The organism is Bacillus cereus group sp. BfR-BA-01347 (genome assembly GCF_022663835.1).
GTDB lineage: Bacteria > Bacillota > Bacilli > Bacillales > Bacillaceae_G > Bacillus_A > Bacillus_A thuringiensis_K.
In genome coordinates this window covers 506,383-529,805 of sequence record NZ_JAKUGG010000001.1, presented here as the reverse complement: position 1 = coordinate 529,805, position 23,423 = coordinate 506,383, and the positions used below count along the sequence as shown (strand labels likewise).

Below are 23,423 nucleotides of genomic sequence, written 5' to 3'. Positions count from 1 at the left end.
AAAATGTATTTTCAAAATTCAAACTCAAAATAATGTTATTCAAAAATAGAAAATAACTTCCCTCTTCCTCGACTAAAAGTTCATTTTTTTGTCATTTTTCCAGAACAAATAAAAAAACTGAGAATCGATTAGACTCTCAGTTTTTTTATTTATTTTGCTGTATGTTTTCTAACGGCTGGTAAAATTTCAGTAGCAATTAATTCAATATTTTTCTCAATTTTATCAAATGGTACACCGCCAAAATCAATTTGTGCCATAAAGCGTTGTTGGCCAAACAATTCATATTGGTAAAGCATTTTCTCAATGATTTGTTGTGGGCTACCAACCATTAAAGCATCACGGTAATCTATTGCATTTGTAAATTGCTGTTTCGGATACCCACCACCGCGCAGTGTGAGCATACCAGCATTAATGTGAGGGTAATATTCACTAAGTGCATCTTGTGAATTTTTTGCCGTATAAAATAAACTCGTTGTCGCAACTGGTAAACTAGCTGGATCAAATCCGCTTTGTACAGCAGCCTCACGATAAGCATCTACTGATCCTTTAAAGTTAATAGCTGGACCACCTAGTGTTGTTATCATCATTGGCACACCCGCACGCCCTGCTTTAATCGCACTAGCTGGTGGGCCACCAACTGCACGCCAAATTGGTAAATTATTATTTTTCGCTCTTGGAATAACCGATGCGTATGCAAGTGGTGCTCTGAACTGTCCATTCCAAGTTACATGTTCCTCGTTATTAATTTTTAATAAAAGATCCATCTTCTCTTCAAATAATTCTTCATAATCATTCACGTCATAACCAAGTAAACTATATCCCCCAATACGAGATCCACGACCAACCACGATTTCTGCACGTCCATTAGAAATTAAGTCAATTGTAGCAAAATCCTCATATACTCGTACCGGATCAGATGTACTTACTATCGTTGCTGAACTTGCAATTTTTATATTTTTCGTAGCTTGTGCAATAGCTCCTAAAATAACTGTATGAGCTTGTGTTGTAAAATGCGTTTGATGACTTTCACCGACAGCAAATACATCAAGTCCAGCTTCATCCGCTAACTTAGCTGTATCAATTAGTTCGTGAATTCTTTGTTCTGCACTAATTTTCTCTCCGTTATGCGGATTTAAAACGTGATCACCAATTGAATATAATCCAAACTCCATCCCTTTATTTGTATCCATACGGTATTTTTCCATCATTACTCTCTCCTTTAATGGAGTGTTATTAGTTTCTCTTTTAAAAATGTTTGTAAGTCAAATGTATTTTCCTATTGCCTACAACTTCACTTGATTAGTCAATTGATGTTGTAAAAAAAATTACTCTTTCGGTAATTCTTTTTTTTCACTATGCTTATGAACTTTCGTCATTAGCTCGTATAATATTTTCTGTTCTTCTTCATTTAATACATCATCAAAAAAAGATGATTGAAATGCAAGTTGCTCTGGCAATGCTCTCTCTAAAGCTGCTTCTCCTTGCTCTGTAAGACTAATTGTTTTCGTTTTCCAATCTTGTTTTCGTACAATATATCCTTCTTTTTCAAGACGAGTTAACATTCGAGAAATGCCACCTTGTGTAACAGTTACCTTTTCAGCTAACTCCATTTGTGTTAGTGGTTGATACGTACGTATTTGCAAAAGCACATCAAATTGAGCTGTCGTTAAATCAAAACGTTTTAAAAACTCATTTGACATTTGATTACTTTGGTTCGTAAATCGTATTAAACGTAACCATATTAATGATCCTATCGTATTATCACGCATGTTTTGTCACTTCCTAGCGTTAATCTTACTATCACTTTACCACTCAAGTGATAGTAATGCAAGAAATAATTTCATTTTATATATAACTCACCTTACTTGTACTTAACTAAAGGCATCACTCGTGTAGTATTAGGTCTACTTGCCATTCTCTACACCTCCATAAAAAAAAGGATTAAGCTCCAACGCCAATCCTTATCATGCATTTATTTTTTGTTTTCAAAACAATATGTTTGAAATTCACATCGTCTTCTAATCTATTATTTTCTTTTATCGTACCGTAAATTCATTTGAGCATACCGTCTTCATGTAAAAGTTGTATAAGTTTGCATAAAAGGCCCTTGTTTACACCAATCGGGCTCTTACGGGATAAATCATTTAAGTTCTACTTTTACTTCCTCTTTAGACATAACATCAGGTCTATAAATTAATTCAAGATTAGAATCACCTTTTTTCGCTTCAAATGTTATGGCTCCTGTTAACTTACCGTTTGGATCTACATCTTTAATTTTAAAAATATTTTTATTACTAGTTGAAAATGTATGGTCCACGATACTTCCATCTCCTCTTTCAAGGTAAAAATCTAATGGATTAATTCTAACTTTTTGATTACCAATATTCTCTACTGTAACATGAACAATAACAAACTCATTACCTTTTTCCAGCTTGTCATATTCTGCCACTTGTGCTATTTGTACTTTATGGACTGTTAATTTTTGATTTCTAATTTGAGTAGTTTTTTCAACATTATATTCTCTTGTATCTTCATTCTTCGTATTTTCTTTTTTAGCACTACTTTGCTCTTCCTTCGTATTATTTGATACAGTTTTAGCTACTTCTTTCTTCTCATCACATGCCGATAAACTGAAAGCTAACGTCCCTGCTAAAGTGACTGTCGCGATTTTTTTAAACATAAATTCCCTTCCCCCAATGTGAAAATGATAAAAATCCCCAAAAACTATATATTATACTAACAGATAAATGAACAGTATATTGTCGCTATGTGTCGAATGTAATAAGGCTATGTATAAGTATGAAGTCTTACTTCGCATCATCTCTCAACTGTTCGATATATGATAAAATTTTAACAATAAGATATCCACCTTACTTACGAACTCTTTCTTCCCATAACTATGAGTATTATAAAATTTTAAATAAGAAAAAATTCAAATAAAATGATAAAATTAAACAAAGTACTAATATAAAGGTGGGCAGAACATGCATATTTCTAAACAATTTATAAAACCATTTCCTGAATATGAAGACATATTTTATGATGATTTGGAACAACATAAAAAGCACTTTTTACCCATTTGTTCTATAAACTTACAATGTATTAAACCGGAATTGGACGAATGGTTACATATTGTGTCAGCAAAAGAAATCCATGATGGTTGCGTGGGTGATTTCACCAAACCATTTCACACAAATTTTACGAAAGTAGATACATTAGGATTCGATGTCATTAATGGAAAATATAAATTTGAAGCGGATTGGAATTATTTCGAAATCGAACAAAATAATTCTGACATAATAGAACAAGCCTACGAGAGTAATGAAAGAAATTATCAAATCCGTAAAGAATATTTTCAACGTAATCAAAAAATTTATCCTTATTCTAGCTTTGGAAAAGAAATAACATCTGTAGAAGTATTAGAACGAGAGTTTGCTGAAAAACAAACAAATGGCTGGGGATTAAATTATCCCATGATAAATGGTATCCTAGATGATGTTCGTTTTATGACAGAAGAAGGTGAAGAATTATTAGAAAACTGCGATAACGAAGACGAAATTTTTGATTTTACGAATCTTCTATATGTACCAAAAGATGAATACGGACATCCCTTTACATATGTTGGATTTGTTACAGGTTATTATTTTCAAGCTTATGGTGCCGATCGTATTTACTTATTCTTTAATAAAGAATTAAGAAAAGCAGTCATTTGTTTTGAATATACATAAGATAATTAAGAAAAGTCCATTTTGAAAATTATTACTTGAATCAAAATGGATTTTTTATAAATAATTTATTTATATTTCAATTCCGCATCTACTGTGAAATGTGTAAAATCTCATATATTGTAATATCCTCTATCTCTTCAGTCTCAGGCTTTACTTCATAAAATTCAAACTGACTATATCCCCACCTATCTGGGTTATACACTATTACATTCCCTTTACAATTTTCTGTATTCTGGACATTCTTATTAAAAATGTTAAATTGAGTTTCAATCAATGAATTCTTTTGAGAAATACTCCCCACGTATTCAACAACATACTTACAATTCTTAAAATCACCACTTAGATTAACAACTAATGGAACACCTATATGTATTTTTTGCCAACCAAACGATTGTAAAATATTATCGTAATACCCTTCAAAGATAAATTTATTCATCCCTTCATGACCATTCCAAATATATAAAGGTGCATAGCAGTTATAAAAATTCCCGTCTTTCTCCGTTTCCGTAATTAAATAAGCTTTAAAATTTAGTTCTTGGAAACCATCAGTTTTATAGCCATTATCCTTTACCCTTTTCTTAATAATTTCCATGTCATAATCCTTTGGAAGAATGACCTTATATTGCATTCCAATCATGTTTATCACTCGCTTTCAATCTTATATACATTATGATAAATCGATAAGTGGCTAACGTAAAATAGGTATAAATTATGTTTGGTATCATTTATAATGATAGTGCATAAGGGGCTGAGATACATGGAAATAAATGATCTTATTATATTCAAAACTGTAGCCAGTGAGGGTTCTATTAGTAAAGCTGCTAAAGAGTTAGGATATGTTCAACCGAACGTAACTGAGCGAATCAAAAAATTAGAACAAGAATTAGAAACGCCTTTACTACATAGAGATAACAAAGGCGTTTCCTTGTTACCTGCTGGTGACATTTTATTAGATTACACGAATAAAATATTAACTCTATTAGAAGAAGTAAAAGATGAAATTAAAACGAGTGGTTCTTCTTATATAATAGCGACGTCACAATCTATTTTGACAAATTATTTAAGTAAGCGTATTGAAGAAAACTTCAGAAATTATCAAATATATGTAGAAAGTAGTAGTCATTTGCAAAAATTACTTCAGCAACAAAAAGTTGATATGGTCATAACTTATGAGGGTTATCCTGACGCATCGTTTAAAAAAGTGTTCACGACCTCAATTTCTGTAGGCTTATTAAAAGCGAAAGAAAAATGTACCATTGATTATTCAAAAGAAATTTTCTTCGTTAGCAATGACAAAAAGTGCCCTTTTAGGAATAAGACAATACAATTTCTAAAAGAAAACAATCTATCTCAGCAACAACTTCAACAGTTGGATTCTTATTCGCTTATGGAAGAGTTTATTGATGATGGAAAAGGAATAGCTTTTTTACCGATTAAAAATGATAAATTGGTACCAATTGAAGATGTTCCAGTTGAGAAATTAGCTGTTCATTTTTTTACAAATCAAAACTCTTTTAAACAAATCCCTGATGAACTATTTGGTTAATAAAAAATCCCTCCTTTATGAATCTAAAAGAGGGATTTTCATATTCTATACAATTGATTTTTCACACATTTTGCTCCACTTCTGCACTTTTCCCCTTCTTATTCCGTTTCATATTCTTCAGTCCCTTAACCGTGCCAACTAATCCTTTCGGGAAAACTAGCAATACGATAATGTACAATAAACCAAGAATAATCGTCCATCTTTCAAAAATCGGATACTCTGTAGCTAGTTCTGATAAATAATATTTCAGAGATTCAATAATTCCAGCTCCTGCAATTGCTCCAATTAACGTTCCGACGCCTCCAATCATTGTCATCAATAATGCATTTAATGTCATTTCAATTGAAAATACAGTCGTATTAACAAAGCGTAAAGTGATAACAAATAAACCACCGCTAATCGCAGCTACTACTCCTGCAACAATGCTAGCAATAATTTTATAATGAAGCACTTTATATCCTAGTGCTTCAACACGTTGCTCATTTTGTGAAATTGCCTTTAATACTTTTCCAATAGAAGATTTGGTGAAAAGACGTAACAGAACAAAAATGATAAGTAAACATATAAGTGTTACATAATAAAACGTAAAACGATCACGGAATACGTCTGGTACACCAAATGTAAAACCATCCCCTCCGTGAGTGAGCCCACGCCATTTTTCAGCAAGGACGAAAAACAACTGTGAAATAGCAAGTGTTAACATCGCATAAAAATGACTTTTCAGCCGTAAAGAAAGTAAACCAATTATATAACTAACGATTGCTGAAATGATAATTGCAGCTACTATTCCAATTAAAAAGTTCGTTATTGATACGCCTTGTCGATCAAATAAAAGCGCTACCCCATATGCTCCTATCCCAAAGAACATACAATGACCGAACGATACAATTCCTGTATACCCAAGCAATACATCAAAACTCATTGCAAAAATAGCAAAGATGAAGATTTGAGTGAACAAAATTAACAGGCTCCGTGAATCATTTACGAACGGAAATACACTTAAACAAATGAGCATACATACTCCGAAGTATACTTTAATTCGGTCCGATGTGCTGTTCACCATTTCACCCCTTTTCACCAACAAGTCCAGTTGGCTTCACTATTAAGAAAAATAGTAACATTAACATATTAATTGCAAGTGATAAATCTGGTATAAAATACGCTGTAAAAGCACCAGCTAATCCAACAATTAAAGAAGCAATAGCTGAACCTTGTACGCTTCCTAATCCACCGATAATTACTACTATAAAAGCTAAAATTGCATACTGCATGCCCATCTCGGCGAAAATAACGCCCGAATACGGTGCTAATAAGAATCCTCCCAAAGCTGCCATCCCTGCTCCTAATAAAAAGACGAAAGAAAATATCGCTTTTACATTAATACCAAGCGCTTGAACCATTTCTTTATCCATTACACCTGCACGGATCATAAGACCTATCTTCGTCTTTTTGAGTAATAGTAGTAGTGCAATGTAAATAATTATCCCAATAAAAATAACAAATAGACGATATTTAATTAATATAATACCTCCGAATGTAAAACTTCCTTGTAACCATAACGGTAATTTTGCACTAATAGGGTTTGGCCCCCAAAATATTTTAATACACTCACTAAGAACGAGCATTCCTCCAAGCGTAACGAGCAGCTGTCGAACATGATTTCCATATACCGGTCTAATAAGAAACCTTTCTAAAATAAATCCTAGGAACATTCCCATGGCTACTGCTCCAACTAAAGCTAATATATAACTTCCTGTCATATTAAATAACCAAACACCTGTAAATGCTCCCCATGCAAATAAACCACCGTGTGCAAAGTTTAAAACACTCATTAGACCGAAAATAAGTGAAAGACCTGATGCTAACAAAAAAATGAGCATCCCTGTTGAAATCCCATTTACAAATAAATTGATTAACACATCCACCCTTTTCACCTCGGATTCATGTTAAGAGATTCCTAAATATTTATGACACATTTCCTTATCCTTTTTTAATTCATTCATAAAACCGTTATGAACAATTCGTCCGTTATCCATAATGTAAAAATAATCGCCAATTTGACTGGCCATCATAAAATTTTGCTCAACAAGTAAAACTGTTGTTTTCTCTTTCATCTTCAAAATAGCTACCATTAATTTCTCCACCATTATCGGGGATAGCCCTTTGCTCGGTTCATCAATAAGTAATAATCCATCACTATTAATAAACGCTCTTGAAATAGCCAACATTTGCTTTTGCCCTCCGCTCAAGAGCCCACTTTTCTTATTCCAAAACTGCTTTAAATCCGGAAATAGTTCCAGCATCCACTCTATTTTCCCTTCTACTTCCTCACCTTTTCCCCTAGCAAGAGCGAATGTTTCTTCTACTGTCAAATCATGAAAAATACCTTGATTTTCTGGTACATACCCTATTCCTTTCCTTGAAATTAAATGTGTAGGTAATCCACTTACTTTTGCACTATCATAATAAATTTCACCATCTGCAATGCGGTGAAACCCCATAACTGAACGTAATGTCGTTGTTTTCCCTGCCCCGTTTCTACCAAACAGTACAGTAATTGTCCCTTTCTCAACAGCAAGAGATACTCCTTGCAAAATATGAAACTGATCTAAATACGTTTCTATATTATTCACTTGTAATAGTGCCACTATATAATCCCCCTAAATAAGCACTTTGTACACGCTCATCTTTCATAATTTCTTCTGGCAATCCTTCAGCCAATAACTCTCCATGAAATAAAACGATAAGATGATCTGACAAACCTAGTATCATATCCATTTTGTGTTCGATAAGTACAATTGTGCTCTCTGGATGTTTCTTAATATTTTCAATCACTTGTAATATAGCAGGGACCTCCTCAACCGAAATACCTGCCGTCGGCTCATCAAGTAATAACACATCCGTTTTTAAAGCCAATAACATCGCAAGTTCTAGCTTTCTTTTCTCTCCATGTGCCAAATCTTTCGCTAATACGTTCTCTTTCTCGTGAAGTAATACTGTTTTTAAGAAACGTCTCGCCTCTCCAACTTGTTGCTTTAATTTTGCTGGACTCGGGAAAAAACTATAGTAATCTTGTACGAATGATTGAACACTTAAACGGACATTTTCAAGTACCGTTAATTCTGGGAATATGTTTGTAAGCTGAAAAGAGCGACCGATTCCTAAGCGTGTTCGATCTGAAATCGATAGTTTTGTAATATCTTGCCCTTTAAAATACACTTCACCTGTTGTGGGTGAAATCTGTCCACTTAGTAAATTAAATAATGTTGTCTTCCCCGCACCATTTGGCCCGATAATAGAAATGAGCTTTCCTTTTTGGACAGTTAAATTTACATCTTTAATAACATGATGTTCACCAAAAGATACGCTAAGATTTTTCGTCTCTAGCAAATGTGTCACGAAATCCCTCCCTTTAAAGCCGTGAGTATGAAAGAAATATGTATAAAGAGGGTCCCCCCTCTTTATACAAAAACAACAGAAAATTCAGTCTATTTATTTTGAACTGGTGGTTCTGTCTCTTTCATCGTTAATTCTCGCTCTAATACTGGCACCGGATAATCAACACCATCTTGCTTTTTCAATGTGACAGAATACAGCGTCTGCATCGCTTGGTGGTCCTTCTCTCTAAACTTCATCTTTCCTTTCGGTGTATCAAATTCCATTCCTTCCATTTTCTTAATCAATGTATCTACATCTGTATCACCTTTTGTTTTCTTTAAGGCTTCTACAATAGAAATTGCTGCTGACATTCCTCCCGCTGTAAACAAATCTGGCACTGCACCATTAAAACGTTTTTTATGCTCTTCAACTAGCCAATCATTCACTTTATTTTTTGGAAGTGTGTGATAATATACAGAAAAACCTTGCATACCTACTAATGCATCCATTGTTTTTAATGCTGGTATATCTGGCGCACCTGTAGAAATTTTAATACCTTGCGCTTCCACATTCATATCTTTCAACTGTTTCCAAGGTGAATTTGCCCCTGCCCAAACGATAAATAAGTAATCTGGTTTTGAACTAATGATATTTTGAATATTCGCTGTAAAATCTGTTGAATTTGTATCCGCGTATTGCTCATTCACAATGTTCGCACCTAATTTTTTCGCACCCGCTTTAAATGCAGCAATCCCTTCACGACCAAAAGCGTTATCTGGGGCAAATGTCGCAATCTTTACATCTTTTTTCGCAATTGCTGCTGCTCCTGCAATCGCATCTTGTGAGGAACTTCTTCCAGTTCTAAAAATATATTTATTCCAGTTCTTCCCGGTAATACTATCCGCAACTGCCGGTTCTACAACCATAATCTTTTCATATTCCCCGGCCAGTGGTAAAACCGCTAACGTATCACTTGAACTAGACGATCCAACTAAAAAATCAACTTTCTCTTCTTCTAATAACTTCGTAGCTTTTTTAACTGCTACATCCGCTTTCGTTTCTGTATCTTCTACAACAAACTTAATCTTTTTCCCATCTACTTTCCCAGTTCCACCAGTTGCATAATCTAACCCTAATTCAAATCCGTTCACTGTTTGTTTTCCATACGATTCTAGCGGTCCTGTTAAAGAAGCAAGGACTCCTACCTTAATCGTTTTTTCATCCTCTGTACTTGTTTTCTTTCCTGAACAAGCTGCCGTTATTAATAACGAACCTAAAACACAACCAGTAAACATTGTCTTTAGCCACTTACGTTTTTTCATCGACATTGTGATCCTCCCCATACTTTACTTTCTGATAGAATCAAACACGCCAAAATCCCCTGTCCGTAATCATGACTAACTAATTCGATAGATAATGGAAAACTCTTGTAGTACCCTCTACATTCGGCACAAATATATAATCACCTTCCTATGTAATGGAAACGGACATACAATCAATATATATTCTGCAATCCAATTGAAAATACTGTTTCATTTCAGTAATGACCATACAAAAAGACTAACTTATTTTTTAAGTTAGTCTTTTCACCTTAATTAGAGTTAAGTTCTACTTTCTCTAACCCTTCAGCCAATTGTTTCTTATCTAGTCCTTCTCCTATTACTACTAAGTTTGTCGGGAAACCGAAGTCTTGTTCTAATAAAGTTGGTACTCCGAACGAATATTGGAATAGGTGAGGGTATTTATCTCCATGGAATTTCACAAAACCTTTCACTCGATAAATACTATCTGGTAAATTCGAAAGCCATTCATATAATTTGTCTTGATCAATCGGTTTCGAAAATTGATACGTCATCGTTTGTATATGTAAATGCTGTTTGACATGTAGTGTCTCATGTTCCTCATCATTTGGAAATTCTGCTTTCTCTATATCTTTTAAAGATATATTACAATACTTTGTCTCATACATTTTCGCATGATCATTTATTGCCTTTACTTCTTCAAATACTGTGTTCTTATCTTCATCTGTTAGTAAATCTGCTTTATTAACAAGAATGTGACTACCAAATTTCAGTTGCTCATGCAATAGCTGTTGTACATTTGCACTTAATATACTTCGGTTTAACCACCTTACTGCATCTAAAACGACTACAATTGATTTCACTTCCAGAAAAGGAGCTAAAATTGGCGAGACACACGCGTCTAACACTTCAATTGGATGTGCAACACCTGTCGTTTCTATATAAATCACATCTGGTCTTTCTTGTTGGTATAACGAATGTAATTGTATTTCAAGCTCTTCTTTTAACGTACAACAAATACAGCCTTTAAGAAGTTCTCTTAAAACATTCTCTTTTCCAATAATATCTGTATCTACCGAGTATTCACCAATTTCATTCATTAATACTGCAACTTTTCTATTCTTCTTTTTCTCTGCTAACAATAAATTTTGTAATAATGTTGATTTTCCACTACCTAAAAAACCACCTAATATATGAATCTCCACTTTATTCATTCAACCGACCATCCATTTCTTTACTTCAAATGTATTCAAAGCGTAATAATTACGATTTATATTTATCATTTTATTAAAAGAATGACCATTTGTAAATATAAGAGATTCACTGTTCATTTACTTCATATGCAACTCTTACTCCAGACTCAATTGCCCCTTGCATCCATCCATGTGTTAATGTCGTATGCTCTCCTGCAAAATGTACTTTTCCAGATGGTGGTGTAATATACGGAAATAACTCGAGCTCTTGGCCTGGTTCGAAAGCTGTAAATGCACCGCAAGAATACGGATTTTTACTCCAGCTAAAAGATGTTCCAGTGACAAACTCACTATAGACGATGTCACCGTATATTTCTGCTAAATTTTTTAATGCGTAACGAATGCGTTCCCTATTCGGTAAACTATCCCATGTTAACGCCTCATCTGCCCACGTATAACTCGCTAAAACGGTAGCTGCTCCTGGTGTCTGAATGCCATAACTCGGATAATATGTAAACCGTATCGGTAAATCGGTAATAGATTTACCGCCACACTGTCCCGCTTTCTCCCAAAATCTACTTTTAAACTCTATCGCAATTTTCGTTGCAGCAATATAATTTAATTCACGAATTGCTCGTCTTTTATAATAAGAAAATAGATTGTAAGGCTGAATTTCAACAAAACGTAAAGCTGAAAATGGGATAGTAACAATTGCAACATCACCTGTAACCATGAATCTCTCTATAGTTTGTTCATGGTTTACTTGCATCATCACTTTGCTATTTTCTTGTATAATTTTTTCAACCTTATACCGCATAAATATATTCTCATTTAACTGCGATAAAAATGCTTTTGGTAATGCATCCATCCCGCCCGTTATCTCATAATATTTCGTCGTTGAAGTAAAGAAGACCATTTCTCGTAATACTTCAATTAAAGACATTCCCATATACGCTTCCATATCAAGAAGTACACCGATCATATCTATTGCACCGTCTGAATAATATTCAGTTAAAAATGTGCCGAGCGAATATGCTTTATACTTTTTCTCAACAATACTCCAATTCTTATTAGGATCTTTCTTAATATAATTTAGAATCGGCTCTAATACATCTAACATTAACTCTTCTGCCGTTTTACTTTTTTCGCTCTCTAAAATAGGATATCTAAGTATACTTGGATTTTTTTCGAATATGCTCAATCTCGTTTTAATATTATTCGTATAAATAATATCTGAAACGGTTTTATTTATAAAAAGATTTAACGGCAATTTGAATTTACGAATGTAAGCTAAAGTTAACTTGTGTGTATCAGGAATCCGCATTGGTCCTGCATTAAAATATAAACCTCTGCTAAACGGTTCACGGATCGTATATATTCTTCCGCCTATTCGATTATTCGCTTCTAAAATTGTTACTTTATGCCCTGCTTCTTTCAATAACGATGCTGCAACTAAACCTGAAATTCCTGCACCAACAATAATAATCTGCTTTGGATTCTTCGTTTTAACGAGCCCCACATTAATAATATGAAGCATTCTTTCCATCGTTAATGGCTGCATCATGGTCTTTTCCCCTTCAATAAAGGATTTTATTGCATTATATTCGGTTAACTTACTTCCTATGTTTCATGCAAGAAACTACACGGATACATTTTCAAATACTTGAATATCTTTTATAAAATGTAATAAACTAGATATGACTCTATAGAAGTAAGACGTATTATCTTACATAATAAAATCAATGAAATTGCGAGGAATTTTGAAATGAAAAAAGGTATTAACCGTGTTGTATTAGTAGGAACAGGAGCAGTTGGATGTAGTTATGCTTACTGCATGATTAACCAGGCCGTAGCTGAAGAATTTGTTTTAGTCGATGTAAATGAGGCAAAAGCTGAAGGGGAAGCAATGGATTTAAGTCATGCTGTTCCATTCGCCCCAGCTCCAACTAGGGTATGGAAAGGCAGCTACGAAGATTGTAAAGATGCTGACCTTGTAGTTATTACAGCTGGATTACCACAAAAGCCAGGCGAAACACGTTTAGATTTAGTTGAGAAAAATGCCAAAATCTTCAAACAAATCGTTCGCAGTATTATGGATAGCGGATTTGATGGCATCTTCTTAATCGCAACAAACCCTGTAGATATTTTAACTTACGTAACTTGGAAAGAATCTGGTTTACCGAAAGAACGTGTAATCGGTTCTGGTACAACGCTTGATTCTGCTCGTTTCCGCTATATGTTAGGTGAGTACTTCGATATTGGTCCACACAACATTCACGCTTATATTATCGGAGAACACGGCGATACTGAACTTCCCGTTTGGAGCCATGTTTCCGTTGGTATCCAAAAACTACAAACACTGCTTGAAAAAGACAACACGTATAATCAAGAAGATTTAGACAAAATTTTCATAAACGTCCGTGATGCTGCTTACCATATTATTGAGCGTAAAGGTGCAACTTACTATGGTATCGGTATGTCGCTTCTACGTGTTACAAAAGCAATTTTAAATGATGAAAATAGTGTATTAACTGTATCGGCTTACTTAGAAGGTCAATACGGTCAAAAAGATGTGTATATCGGGGTACCTGCTGTTTTAAATCGCGGCGGTGTTCGTGAAATTTTAGAGGTTGAATTAAGTGAAGACGAAGAATTAAAATTCGATCACTCTGTTCAAGTATTGAAAGAAACAATGGCTCCGGTTCTTTAATGAAAATAAAAAAGCAATCCAATTTATTTTGGATTGCTTTTTATTTTCATTATCTCCTATGACTTTTTAGTGATTTTCTATCATTTCTTATTTTTTAATCGCATCCTCATTATTTATATCAAGTACATCTAATAAAAAGATAAAGATTGGTATCCCGATAATAAGCCCCCATATTCCGAGGAAATGCTCTGAGAAGATGAGAATCATAAATGTATAAAAGATTGGTAAATTTGTTTTTGCAGACATAAACTTCGGATTTAAAAAATAACTTTCAAGAGCATGGATGACTGTAATGAACACAAGTATGTATACTACGTACATAACTCCACCTACGTTGTAAGCAATGATACAAAGTGGAAACAAAGAAATAATCACACCTGCAACAGGAATCAATCCTAGTAGAAAAATCATAACAGCTAATACAAGAAGCTGCGGAAATCCTAAAACAATTAATGCAATGACAGTAAGAATACAATTTACAACCGCAATTAAAAACTGTGCTTCAATTACTTTGCCGAACGATCTTGCAAATCTTTCACCAAAATATGCAATTTCCTCATAAAACATTTTTAACTTACTATCTTTAAACTTAGATGTAAATGTAATAATACGCTCTTTTTCTAATAAGAAAAATAAGCTTAAAATTAGAGATAATAATATTTGTAAACTTACCTTCCCTATATTTGCTATCGATTGATAGATGACATCTACACCTTGTTCTATATATTTTGATACTTCCATCCCATTAATTGTCGAAAGTGCATATTTAACGATTTCATTATCAGGTGGATTTTGAAAAAATAGTTTAAATTGGTAAATTAATTGTGAAATTTGTATCGTTAGCACAGGTAAATATTTATACAATGTCGTGCCAATAAAGGAAACTAATATGATATACAAACAGGCAATAACAATTTTCCGGTCCACTTTCAATTTCTTTGAAATAAAACGTTGGAATCGATCCATTAAAAATGTCAGTATAAACGTAATTAATATTAAGTTGATCATACTTTTTAATCCATATAATACTAACGCTAATATTATTAAAACGAGAAACCGTTGAAACCCTCTACTTCGAAAGAAATTTTTCACTTCATTCATTAAGATTTAACCTCCCCCTTCAATGGATGGAAATTGAATATATTACATTTTATGAACTTCTATAGACAATCTTTCTTACTAATTAAGAAGAATCCTTTTTTTATTCTTATATTGTTAGATTCTATTTATATTAGCCCGCTTACTTACTTCAGTTGAGCTCTTTTTTTCGTTTAACCTTTTACAATTTAGGTGCTTTTCTATTTTTAGACTGCTGTTCATACGCATATCCAATATTGAAAAGCTCTTTTTCACCAAACTGTTTCCCTACAAACACTACACCGATTGGTTCTCCATTTTTATCATATCCAGCAGGAACCGCTAATTCCGGATAACCAGCTACAGCTGATAGAAGAACTTCATCGTTATTAATCATAACTAGAGCATCCAAACCTTTTTCTACTAAATACCTATCTAGCTCTTTTCTTGCATTTTCTTGACTCGTTTGCACTACGTTTTCAAACTCTTCTTTCGTTATAACAGATTTTTCAGACCCTTCAATTAATGTTTGTCCGTATTTTATTCGTCCTTTACTATCCTTTTTATTAAACGCTATAATCTCTTCTAACGATTTTACCGGTACATTCTTTTGCTGTGAAAGATAGTCGTTTACATTATGCTTGAACTCATATTCTAATGTTTGCAAATTATCTACACCCTCAGCACTTAACTGGATATTATCAGTTAATATCGCACCTGCATCTTGAAGGTCTTTTCTAATTTTTTCTGCTACTGCTTTTCTATTTTCATCTTGTTGGTGTACAGAAAAAAGAAGCCCTATCTTTTTCCCTTTTAATCCATCTATCGATAAATCCTTTGTATAATCAATTCTTTCTTTATCTTTCATTTTTTCTGTCATAACATCTTTTTCGTCATAACCTATCATTGCATTAAATAACGTTGCTGCATCTTTTACCGTTCTTGCCATAGGTCCTGCTGTATCAAGAGTTTCAGCTAACGGAATAATTCCTGTTCTGCTTACCATACCTAAAGATGGACGTAACCCAACTACTGATTGCTGCGCCGCGGGTGCAACAATCGATCCCGTCGTTTCTGTTCCAATTGCAAGCGGCGCAAAATCTGCTGCAACTACTGTAGCAGATCCTGAACTTGATCCTGAAGTATCGAATGTAATCGGACCGTACGGGTTTAAATTTTGTCCTTTCTTCCCGCTATACCCGCTTGGCATTGTAAAAGATAAATAGTTCGCCCACTCAGACATATTCGCTTTTCCTAAAACAAATGCTCCTTCTTCTTTCAACTGCTTCACAATTGTTGCGTCTTGATCTGCAATCCAATCTTTTAATACATAAGTTCCTGCACTAGTCGGCATCACTTTTTCCGTCTGTACATTATCTTTTACAACGACAGGAATACCATATAAATTCGAATTTTTGTTTCTACCCCGCTCTTGATCTAACTTTCTTGCTTCTTCCATCGCATTAGGATTTATCTCTGTAACAGAATTTAATGTTATTCCATTTTGATCATGTTCTTGTATTCTAAAGAGATAAATACTCGTTAATTCTTCATATGACAACTTTCCATCATCAATCATTTTTTGAAGCTCATCTACAGTCGCATTTACGACTTCTTTTTCTTTTATCTTTACATTTTCTATATTGATTCCTTTAAGCTGATTATGTATCGGTTGTAGCACTCTTTCTTTATCATATACAATACGCTCAGGTTCCTTTGGAAAATAATTTTTATACACGTAATATCCACCGGCACACGCTAATAAGACAATGCCTCCAGTGATAGACAGCGTTACCTTTACCCATTTCTTCATGTTGCTTCCTCCACTCTATAAGATGCTTAGCTATACAAAAAAGAGAGTTACCTTTTACTTAACTCTCTCCAATCAAAATGCTAAATGAAAAAATGAAAGATTTCAATCTAATTACTTCTTTTTTTGCATTTGCTTTGCTAACATTTCTTTCACTTGATTATACGTTAATCCTGAATTTTTATTTAAACGCTTTACTTCCTCAACATCAGTACCTACCACTGTATATTTTTTCTCATCATTCATTTTTCTAATTCCCTTCTCACCGTATTATTTCTTATATTTCTTCCCTAAATGCGCATAAATTAACACCACTACAAAAAAGAAAGCTGTTTTTAAGTACAGCTTCCTTCTCGTTACATATTGTATTTCTTAATAAAATTTCACTACATCTTCAGTAGGCAAGAACGTTCTTTCTGCTGGTTGTTCGTTTGGTTCACCAAATGGCATTTGACCTACTAAGCTCCACTCTGCCGGAATGTTCCAAGTTTCTTTCACTTCAGCATCTACGATTGGGTTGTAATGTTGTAATGACGCCCCAATTCCTTCAGCAGATAATAGCATCCACACAGTATGTTGTAACATCGCATTTCCTTGATGAGACCAGAATGGGAACTGATCTTTATATAATGGTGCATTTTCTTGCATTTTTTCTACAGTTGCTTGATCTTCAAAGAATAGAACTGTTCCTACACCTGCATGAAAACCTTTTAGTCTTTCTACAGTCGCTTCAAAGTTTTCTGCTGGTACACGGGCTCTTAGTGTTTCTTTAACGATATCCCAAAACTTTTCATGCTCTCCATCCATTAATACAACCATACGACCACTTTGCATATTGAAAGATGTTGGTGCGTGTAAAGCTGTTTTTAACACTTCTTCAATTCTTTCTTTCGTAATTGCATCGTTTTTTGCTACTTTACGAATTGAACGGCGGTTCACGATTGCTTCTTTTAAGTTTGTTGTAGTTGCTGACATTTTAATTCCTCCAAATGTTTGTTTTATAATTTATTTTGTTATTTCATAACAAGCGAATTAGCAATATCCATCGGTATTACATTGCATACCTTCAAATGAATTTGTTTTATCCTTTTCAATTTCTTTATCAATGACCCTTTCTAGTGTTTCTTTACTAGCAAGCCCTTGAATGACTTCATCTCCAATCATGACAGTTGGAACGGCCATAATATTCGCTTCATCATATGCGTGTTGAATTGCTTCTTGATGCTTTTCTTTATATTTACGAGTTACTAAAGCATCTTTAAATTCCGCCTCAGGAAGTCCTACTTCTACCGCTAATTTTGTTAACACATCAATATCTTCAATGTTTTGCTCTTCTTGGAAAAATGCTGTGAATACGCGGTGATGATACTCATTACCTAGTCCACGTTCTTTCGCAAATTGACATCCTTCGAAAGCTAAATGTGTATATGGATGTGGTGAAACACGTGGCAAGCGCATATCAATTCCTAACTTCTTCGCTGTCGGAAGAATGAAAGCATCCCATGAACCTAATTTTTCTGGTTCATTCCATGGATCTATTTTTGAATATGGACTTGGACGTAATTCAAATGGCATCCATTCAATCTCTACATCTTTCTCTTTCGCTACCTCATCTAATGGACCTTTTGCTAAAAAACAAAACGGACATATAAAATCTGAGTATACTTTCATTTTTACAGTCATAACTTTTACACCTTTCCTTTATAGTTGTAATCAAATCAGTTACATTAATGATAAAAAAATATAAATATGATTTAAGCATTCATTTTTTCTTGCAAAGTTTCAAACAACTGCCCCATCGTAATATTTCTCAAAACTTCTTCCATCGCGGATTGTGCTTGAATTAAAATAATTTCTAACACCGCTTGAATATTCGCCCCAATTGGACAATCTGGATTCGGTTGCTCGTGAATATGAAATAGCTTGTCTTCTTCGACTACGTTCACTGCATGATACACATTTAACAATGTGATTTCATGTAAATCCTTTAGTAATCCCGCGCCACCCGGTCCACGATTTACGTAAACAAAGCCAGCTTGTTTCAAGTACGACATGATTTTACGAATGACTACTGGATTTGTATTGACACTCTCAGCCATATAGTCTGAAGTACAAAGTGAAGATGGATTGTTTTTCAAAATAGATAAAATATGAACAGCTATGGAAAAGCGGCTACTAATTTTCATCGTAATCACCACCTCGATGTAATCATTATAGTTACAACTGAAAAATAAGTCAATCCTTTTCATAGATTTTTTATAAGTAAATTAAAAAGTGTCCCATTATGATATATGAGACACCTCTTTTTATTCTGCAAATAGCGATTGAAATTCTTCAATAAATAGCTGCACAGCGATTGAAGAATCCTTTAATGAAGGAACAGCTAATGCAATTTCTCTCCATACTTGTGGTTCCAATTCTCTCGTTTGCACATTTTTTGGTAAATTCGTTAAAGATAATTCAGCTAATATTGCAATGCCCAATCCTTCTTGAATCATATTTAAAGCTGTAGTAACTGTCGAAATTACATATTCAGCCCGAAGTGGTACGTTTGCTTGTTTAAACATATCAATAATGGGTGGTTCATACCCACCCTTACATAATATGATCGGTTCATTCTCTAAATCACAAATTGTAAGAGCGTCCTTCTTACAGAGAGGATGATCCTCTCTTAAGATAGCAACCATTTTCCCCTTCGTTAATAGAACAATCTCCATATCTTTATTAGGCAAAATAACAATCCCTATATCAATAACCCTCGATACTAACCAATCTTCAACTTCTTTAATCGTTCCTTCACAAAGAACTACTTCTAAGTTCGGATACTTCTCCTTAAAAAGGTTTATCATTTTGGGTAAGAAATGTGCAGAAGCACTCGGAAAACTACCAATTCGAATCGTTCCAACTTCGTGTCCTTTCTCCATCGCAACTTCTTGTTCAATCTTCTCTACACCGTTCAAAATCTCTCTAATATGTACAAGAATCCTGTTTCCTACATCCGTAACGAGGAGCCCTTTTCGTTTATCACGTATAAGAATCGTAACTCCTAACTCTGACTCAATACTTGAAATGGCATGACTTACAGCTGGCTGCGTCATATTTAACACCCTAGCAGCCTTCGTAAAACTACCTAACTCAACAGTTTTTATTAATACTTGCAGTTGTGTAATGGTCATAACTAATCACTTATACTCCTCATAAAAAAGATTCATTTTATTTATTACAGTCGATATCATATCATAGTGAAATGAATAACAACAAGGAGGTCTTACCGTGACACAGCTTTCTCGAACTAAGACGGCCATAATCCTTACCTTTCTCGTTTTCATGTGGGGAATCAATTGGCCTTTATCTAAGTTTGCCCTGCATTATACACCACCTGTTTTATTTGCAGGCGTTCGAACTTTAATTGGAGGATTCATTTTACTCCTGTTCGCATTACCGAAATACAAAGAGTTACATTTAAAAGAAACGTGGCATTTATACGTTATTTCTTCCTTACTTAACATCATTATATTTTATGGATTACAAACTGTCGGCCTTCAATATATGCCTGCTGGGTTATTTTCCGCCATTGTATTTCTACAGCCAGTCTTACTCGGTATTTTCTCGTGGATATGGCTTGAAGAATCAATGTACGGCTTAAAAATTTTCGGGCTTGTTCTCGGATTTATTGGTGTAGGTGTTATTAGCTCTAGCAGTTTAACTGGACATATTTCTATTATTGGAATCCTTCTCGCGTTAGGATGCGCTATTGGCTGGGCACTTGGCACAGTATTCATTAAGAAGACTGGTCACCGTGTTAATGCCATTTGGATGGTAACACTTCAGCTTATTATTGGTGGCCTTTGCTTAATTGGATTTGGTTCAGAGTTTGAAAGCTGGTCTAGTATCGCTTGGAGTATGCCATTTGTTAGCGTACTTCTCTTTATTTCATTCTTTGTTATTGCAATGGGGTGGCTTGCATACTTCACACTTGTTGGAGCTGGTGAAGCAAGTAAAGTTGGGGCTTATACATTCCTCATTCCACTAATCGCTATTATTGTAAGTTCAATTTTCTTACATGAGGCTATTACCATTAGCTTATTCATCGGACTATTATTTATTGTTGTGAGTATTTGTTTTGTAAATATGAAACCGAAAACACTTGCTGTAAGGCAGCAAGTTGAATTGAAATAAACGTAAGAAAGAGCCTACTGTTTGTAGGCTCTTTCTTACGTCTTACTTTTTACGACGTACTACAAAAACACACGCACTTACCGACGATACAATCGCCAAAATAGACAAGACAATTGCTATTACTTGCATATTACTAGTGCCTTCATTCTTTTCTACACTAGACACTTCACCATGTTCTCCTGTTAATGACGTACCTTTTGCAATTGTAGTAAGTGAATGTGGTTTTTCAGCTTTTTCATCGCCTGTCCATTCAACAATTTCTCCGTCTTTATATTGTTGATATGCATCCCAAGCTATTTTTTGTTCTTTATCCGGATTTTTAGCGACGAAAGTAAATCGCTGGAACTGACCGGGTAAAATCCCTTCTCCTGTTGCTTCCCATACTACATTTTTAACTTTTCCGGCTGTATCTTTTTGCTCCTCAACTTTCCATCCTGGCACTGGTTCATACTGTTGGAACTCCACTTCAGACGGTATTTTCAGTGTAACTTTTGTCGTTGCTACATTTTTTTCAACTGGTACTTTTATCGTATAAGTCTCCCAAGAACCAATGTCAGAAGTTGCTGGTTTTACCGTGACGTGCGCACTAACAGGTAACGAAAACATTCCCATTGCAATAATTGTTGCGATCATTGTTGTTCCTAATTTTTTTATACGTTTCATTTTCTATTTACTCCTTTTCATCTATAACATCTGTTTATCATGCTGCTCGCTAGCAGCATGATTGGTACAATTTTATCTGCCACCTACAATAAATTTAAAATCTGTATCGAAACTATCAAGAGATTTTGTTAATCCATGAACATGTATATTCCAGTTTCCTGTCATGTTAATATACATACCTTCTGCTTCATATTCTCCCGGTGAAACTACTGAAACTTTAAATGAACCTTTTCCCATGTTCATATCTAATGATTGAGTCGTCAATATCATTTGTTCCATATCAGTAACAGGCTGTCCCTTTTCATCCTTTAGTTTAATATGGAATTTATTTTGTCCTACCTTATTCGGACTTACATTTAGCGTAAGTTCATATCCATTATCTAATTGCTTACTCTCTGTAAATGGTCCAGTAGGAGGCATCGGTGGTGTCTGTACGTTTGTCATAAAAGCTACGATTACGAAAATGATAATTCCAATGACAAACTCTACTTTCACCGTAGCTCCTAATCCTTGCTGCGCTCTTATTCTCCCTTTCACATATTGAATAATTCCCAATATCCCCATGAAAATAAATAATAGTATCTTTGCTAATAAAGCCAATCCATACTTCGTATCAAATAATGAGTGGATTGTTGGAATAAAAAATGTACTGTTAAAAAGGCCTGTTATTAAAATCACGATGACAGCACCTGTTGCCCACGGTGAAAAACGCTTAATCATATCCCAATACATATGCCACTTGTTATCCTCTTTACGTAAAAGAAGAATAATAGATGATAAACCACCAACCCATAATGAAGCTGCTAATAAATGTAGAAAATCCATAACGACAGCAATGTCTTTAAACTTTAAACCGTATGCGTGACTATTAAAGGCCTTCATAACAAGTAACCCTATAAACAATAGTATTGGAATACTCCATACTTTAAACGACGAAAACTTCTCATGCTTCACCGCAAAATACGTAACAATTATAAGCGTACTAATGAGAACCATTTGAGTAATCCATACATAACCAAAAACAGAAAGCTGTAATGTTTCTTTTAATAGTAAAGGATTGAATGCTTCTAGCCATGAAACATCAGCATTTATTTTCGCTTGCAGTGGTAGAGTGAATAACAAGCTAATCAATATCCCAAATAAAGAGATCCATATTATGTTCTTACTCCTTGATCGAACCGAGGTTGCATTGCCTTTATACATAATAAGATTAAAGAATAGCACTCCTATAAATAGTGAGAAACTTGTATATAAAATTCCACGTTCCATAATCATATCGATTTGCGGAACATACCCCATCTCTTCCACTTGTACATCGTCTGTTTCCGCTTCCGCTAATCCAATACGGAATGGAATAACCCCTTGAATTGGATGTCCATCAGCTGAAATAGCTTTCCACTGAATAGAGTAGAGACCATTTTTGAGGTTTTCTTTTAATCCGGCTTCTAATAGTTTTTTATTTTTTTTATCAATATGAGCATCTTTTAAATCGACTCTTTTACCTGATGTATCTCTCACGTACAATGTATTAAAATGTGAAACTTGTATGTCCTCATCGAATTCAATTTTTACAACAGATGGTGCTTTCTTCCATGTTTCATTTTCAGTAGGATTTGATTTCACAACGTACGCATGAGCAGATGTACTTTGCGGTATCAATATGATAAGCACACACACAAGTAATAGCCATGTCCCTAATCTTCTCATTACTTTCACACTCATTTCACTTCTTTCTTCCTCATCGATCTATTTTCATTACTTTAACTTCCGAAGTTTGATTCTCGGGCGAAATATTAACCTGATTAAATATAAACTTCTATAAAGTATAACTCTTATTT

At 34.3% G+C, this 23,423-nt stretch carries 24 protein-coding genes; 4 read left to right on the top strand and 20 right to left on the bottom strand.

Going from position 1 to position 23,423, the window contains the following annotated elements:
- Positions 1-149: 149 nt before the first annotated feature.
- The 3 genes from MR143_RS02640 to MR143_RS02630 all read right to left on the bottom strand — a co-directional run bounded on the left by MR143_RS02640 (position 150) and on the right by MR143_RS02630 (position 2,680).
- Positions 150-1,205: an LLM class flavin-dependent oxidoreductase gene (locus MR143_RS02640; RefSeq protein ID WP_000417562.1), complete on the bottom strand. Its 1,056-nt coding sequence runs from the start codon at positions 1,203-1,205 to the stop codon at positions 150-152.
- 120 nt (positions 1,206-1,325) lie between these two features.
- A complete protein-coding gene (locus MR143_RS02635; protein WP_001205522.1) occupies positions 1,326-1,769 on the bottom strand; it encodes a MarR family winged helix-turn-helix transcriptional regulator in 444 nt (147 codons plus the stop codon).
- Positions 1,770-2,140: 371 nt separating this feature from the next.
- Positions 2,141-2,680, bottom strand: a complete 540-nt coding sequence (locus tag MR143_RS02630; protein WP_000473158.1) for a DUF4352 domain-containing protein — start codon at positions 2,678-2,680, stop codon at positions 2,141-2,143.
- Positions 2,681-2,984: 304 nt separating this feature from the next.
- On the opposite strand from MR143_RS02630, the gene MR143_RS02625 reads away from it, so the two are divergent.
- Positions 2,985-3,728 (top strand): siderophore biosynthesis protein, encoded by a 744-nt coding sequence (locus MR143_RS02625; RefSeq protein WP_242280609.1) that lies wholly within the window; start codon positions 2,985-2,987, stop codon positions 3,726-3,728.
- A gap of 88 nt (positions 3,729-3,816) precedes the next feature.
- Here MR143_RS02625 and MR143_RS02620 read toward each other — a convergent pair whose 3' ends face one another.
- A complete protein-coding gene (locus MR143_RS02620) occupies positions 3,817-4,365 on the bottom strand; it encodes a DUF4865 family protein (protein WP_000579905.1) in 549 nt (182 codons plus the stop codon).
- Positions 4,366-4,485: 120 nt separating this feature from the next.
- Here MR143_RS02620 and MR143_RS02615 point away from each other — a divergent pair, with 120 nt between their 5' ends.
- Entirely contained in the window at positions 4,486-5,274 is a 789-nt protein-coding gene (locus MR143_RS02615; protein ID WP_000404992.1) for a LysR family transcriptional regulator, read from the top strand.
- A gap of 61 nt (positions 5,275-5,335) precedes the next feature.
- Here the strand turns inward: MR143_RS02615 and MR143_RS02610 are convergent, their stop codons facing one another.
- The 7 genes from MR143_RS02610 to MR143_RS02580 form a co-directional block, all read right to left on the bottom strand.
- Positions 5,336-6,289, bottom strand: a complete 954-nt coding sequence (locus MR143_RS02610; RefSeq protein WP_002163942.1) for a branched-chain amino acid ABC transporter permease — start codon at positions 6,287-6,289, stop codon at positions 5,336-5,338.
- A 49-nt stretch (positions 6,290-6,338) separates the two neighbouring features.
- Positions 6,339-7,199 carry a branched-chain amino acid ABC transporter permease gene (locus tag MR143_RS02605; RefSeq protein WP_242280608.1) on the bottom strand — a complete coding sequence of 287 codons (861 nt, stop codon included), beginning with the start codon at positions 7,197-7,199 and terminating at the stop codon, positions 6,339-6,341.
- A 21-nt stretch (positions 7,200-7,220) separates the two neighbouring features.
- The gene (locus MR143_RS02600; protein ID WP_001196696.1) at positions 7,221-7,922 is read right to left on the bottom strand and encodes an ABC transporter ATP-binding protein; all 702 of its coding nucleotides are present in this window, start codon (positions 7,920-7,922) and stop codon (positions 7,221-7,223) included.
- Positions 7,900-8,673 (bottom strand): ABC transporter ATP-binding protein, encoded by a 774-nt coding sequence (locus tag MR143_RS02595; RefSeq protein ID WP_000149324.1) that lies wholly within the window; start codon positions 8,671-8,673, stop codon positions 7,900-7,902. Before MR143_RS02595 ends, MR143_RS02600 begins: the two co-directional genes overlap by 23 nt.
- A gap of 89 nt (positions 8,674-8,762) precedes the next feature.
- The gene (locus MR143_RS02590; RefSeq protein WP_000062001.1) at positions 8,763-9,980 is read right to left on the bottom strand and encodes a substrate-binding domain-containing protein; all 1,218 of its coding nucleotides are present in this window, start codon (positions 9,978-9,980) and stop codon (positions 8,763-8,765) included.
- 263 nt (positions 9,981-10,243) lie between these two features.
- On the bottom strand, positions 10,244-11,167 hold the full coding sequence (locus MR143_RS02585) for a CobW family GTP-binding protein (RefSeq protein ID WP_001044945.1): 924 nt from the start codon (positions 11,165-11,167) through the stop codon (positions 10,244-10,246).
- Positions 11,168-11,273: 106 nt separating this feature from the next.
- On the bottom strand, positions 11,274-12,710 hold the full coding sequence (locus MR143_RS02580) for a flavin monoamine oxidase family protein (RefSeq protein ID WP_000983558.1): 1,437 nt from the start codon (positions 12,708-12,710) through the stop codon (positions 11,274-11,276).
- A 201-nt stretch (positions 12,711-12,911) separates the two neighbouring features.
- On the opposite strand from MR143_RS02580, the gene MR143_RS02575 reads away from it, so the two are divergent.
- Complete coding sequence (locus MR143_RS02575; RefSeq protein WP_000715321.1) at positions 12,912-13,856, top strand: L-lactate dehydrogenase; 945 nt, start codon at positions 12,912-12,914, stop codon at positions 13,854-13,856.
- Positions 13,857-13,943: 87 nt separating this feature from the next.
- On the opposite strand, the gene MR143_RS02570 is transcribed toward MR143_RS02575, so the two are convergent.
- The 7 genes from MR143_RS02570 to MR143_RS02545 form a co-directional block, all read right to left on the bottom strand.
- Entirely contained in the window at positions 13,944-14,957 is a 1,014-nt protein-coding gene (locus tag MR143_RS02570) for an AI-2E family transporter (RefSeq protein ID WP_001006570.1), read from the bottom strand.
- Positions 14,958-15,135: 178 nt separating this feature from the next.
- Positions 15,136-16,746: an amidase family protein gene (locus MR143_RS02565; protein WP_000759471.1), complete on the bottom strand. Its 1,611-nt coding sequence runs from the start codon at positions 16,744-16,746 to the stop codon at positions 15,136-15,138.
- 111 nt (positions 16,747-16,857) lie between these two features.
- Positions 16,858-16,989, bottom strand: coding sequence for a hypothetical protein (locus tag MR143_RS32935; RefSeq protein WP_000997344.1), 132 nt, complete (start codon positions 16,987-16,989; stop codon positions 16,858-16,860).
- A gap of 126 nt (positions 16,990-17,115) precedes the next feature.
- Positions 17,116-17,718 (bottom strand): nitroreductase family protein, encoded by a 603-nt coding sequence (locus MR143_RS02560; protein ID WP_001277011.1) that lies wholly within the window; start codon positions 17,716-17,718, stop codon positions 17,116-17,118.
- Positions 17,719-17,775: 57 nt separating this feature from the next.
- Positions 17,776-18,426, bottom strand: a complete 651-nt coding sequence (locus tag MR143_RS02555) for a DsbA family oxidoreductase (protein ID WP_000216673.1) — start codon at positions 18,424-18,426, stop codon at positions 17,776-17,778.
- Positions 18,427-18,497: 71 nt separating this feature from the next.
- On the bottom strand, positions 18,498-18,929 hold the full coding sequence (locus tag MR143_RS02550) for an Rrf2 family transcriptional regulator (protein ID WP_000704081.1): 432 nt from the start codon (positions 18,927-18,929) through the stop codon (positions 18,498-18,500).
- Positions 18,930-19,049: 120 nt separating this feature from the next.
- Positions 19,050-19,919: a LysR family transcriptional regulator gene (locus tag MR143_RS02545; RefSeq protein ID WP_000156772.1), complete on the bottom strand. Its 870-nt coding sequence runs from the start codon at positions 19,917-19,919 to the stop codon at positions 19,050-19,052.
- A 97-nt stretch (positions 19,920-20,016) separates the two neighbouring features.
- Between MR143_RS02545 and MR143_RS02540 the strand changes: the two genes are divergently transcribed.
- The gene (locus MR143_RS02540) at positions 20,017-20,922 is read left to right on the top strand and encodes a DMT family transporter (RefSeq protein ID WP_000192806.1); all 906 of its coding nucleotides are present in this window, start codon (positions 20,017-20,019) and stop codon (positions 20,920-20,922) included.
- A gap of 42 nt (positions 20,923-20,964) precedes the next feature.
- Here MR143_RS02540 and MR143_RS02535 read toward each other — a convergent pair whose 3' ends face one another.
- Both MR143_RS02535 and MR143_RS02530 read right to left on the bottom strand, forming a co-directional pair.
- On the bottom strand, positions 20,965-21,585 hold the full coding sequence (locus MR143_RS02535; RefSeq protein ID WP_000821397.1) for a YcnI family copper-binding membrane protein: 621 nt from the start codon (positions 21,583-21,585) through the stop codon (positions 20,965-20,967).
- A gap of 72 nt (positions 21,586-21,657) precedes the next feature.
- On the bottom strand, positions 21,658-23,307 hold the full coding sequence (locus MR143_RS02530) for a copper resistance CopC/CopD family protein (protein WP_000114340.1): 1,650 nt from the start codon (positions 23,305-23,307) through the stop codon (positions 21,658-21,660).
- Positions 23,308-23,423: the final 116 nt, after the last annotated feature.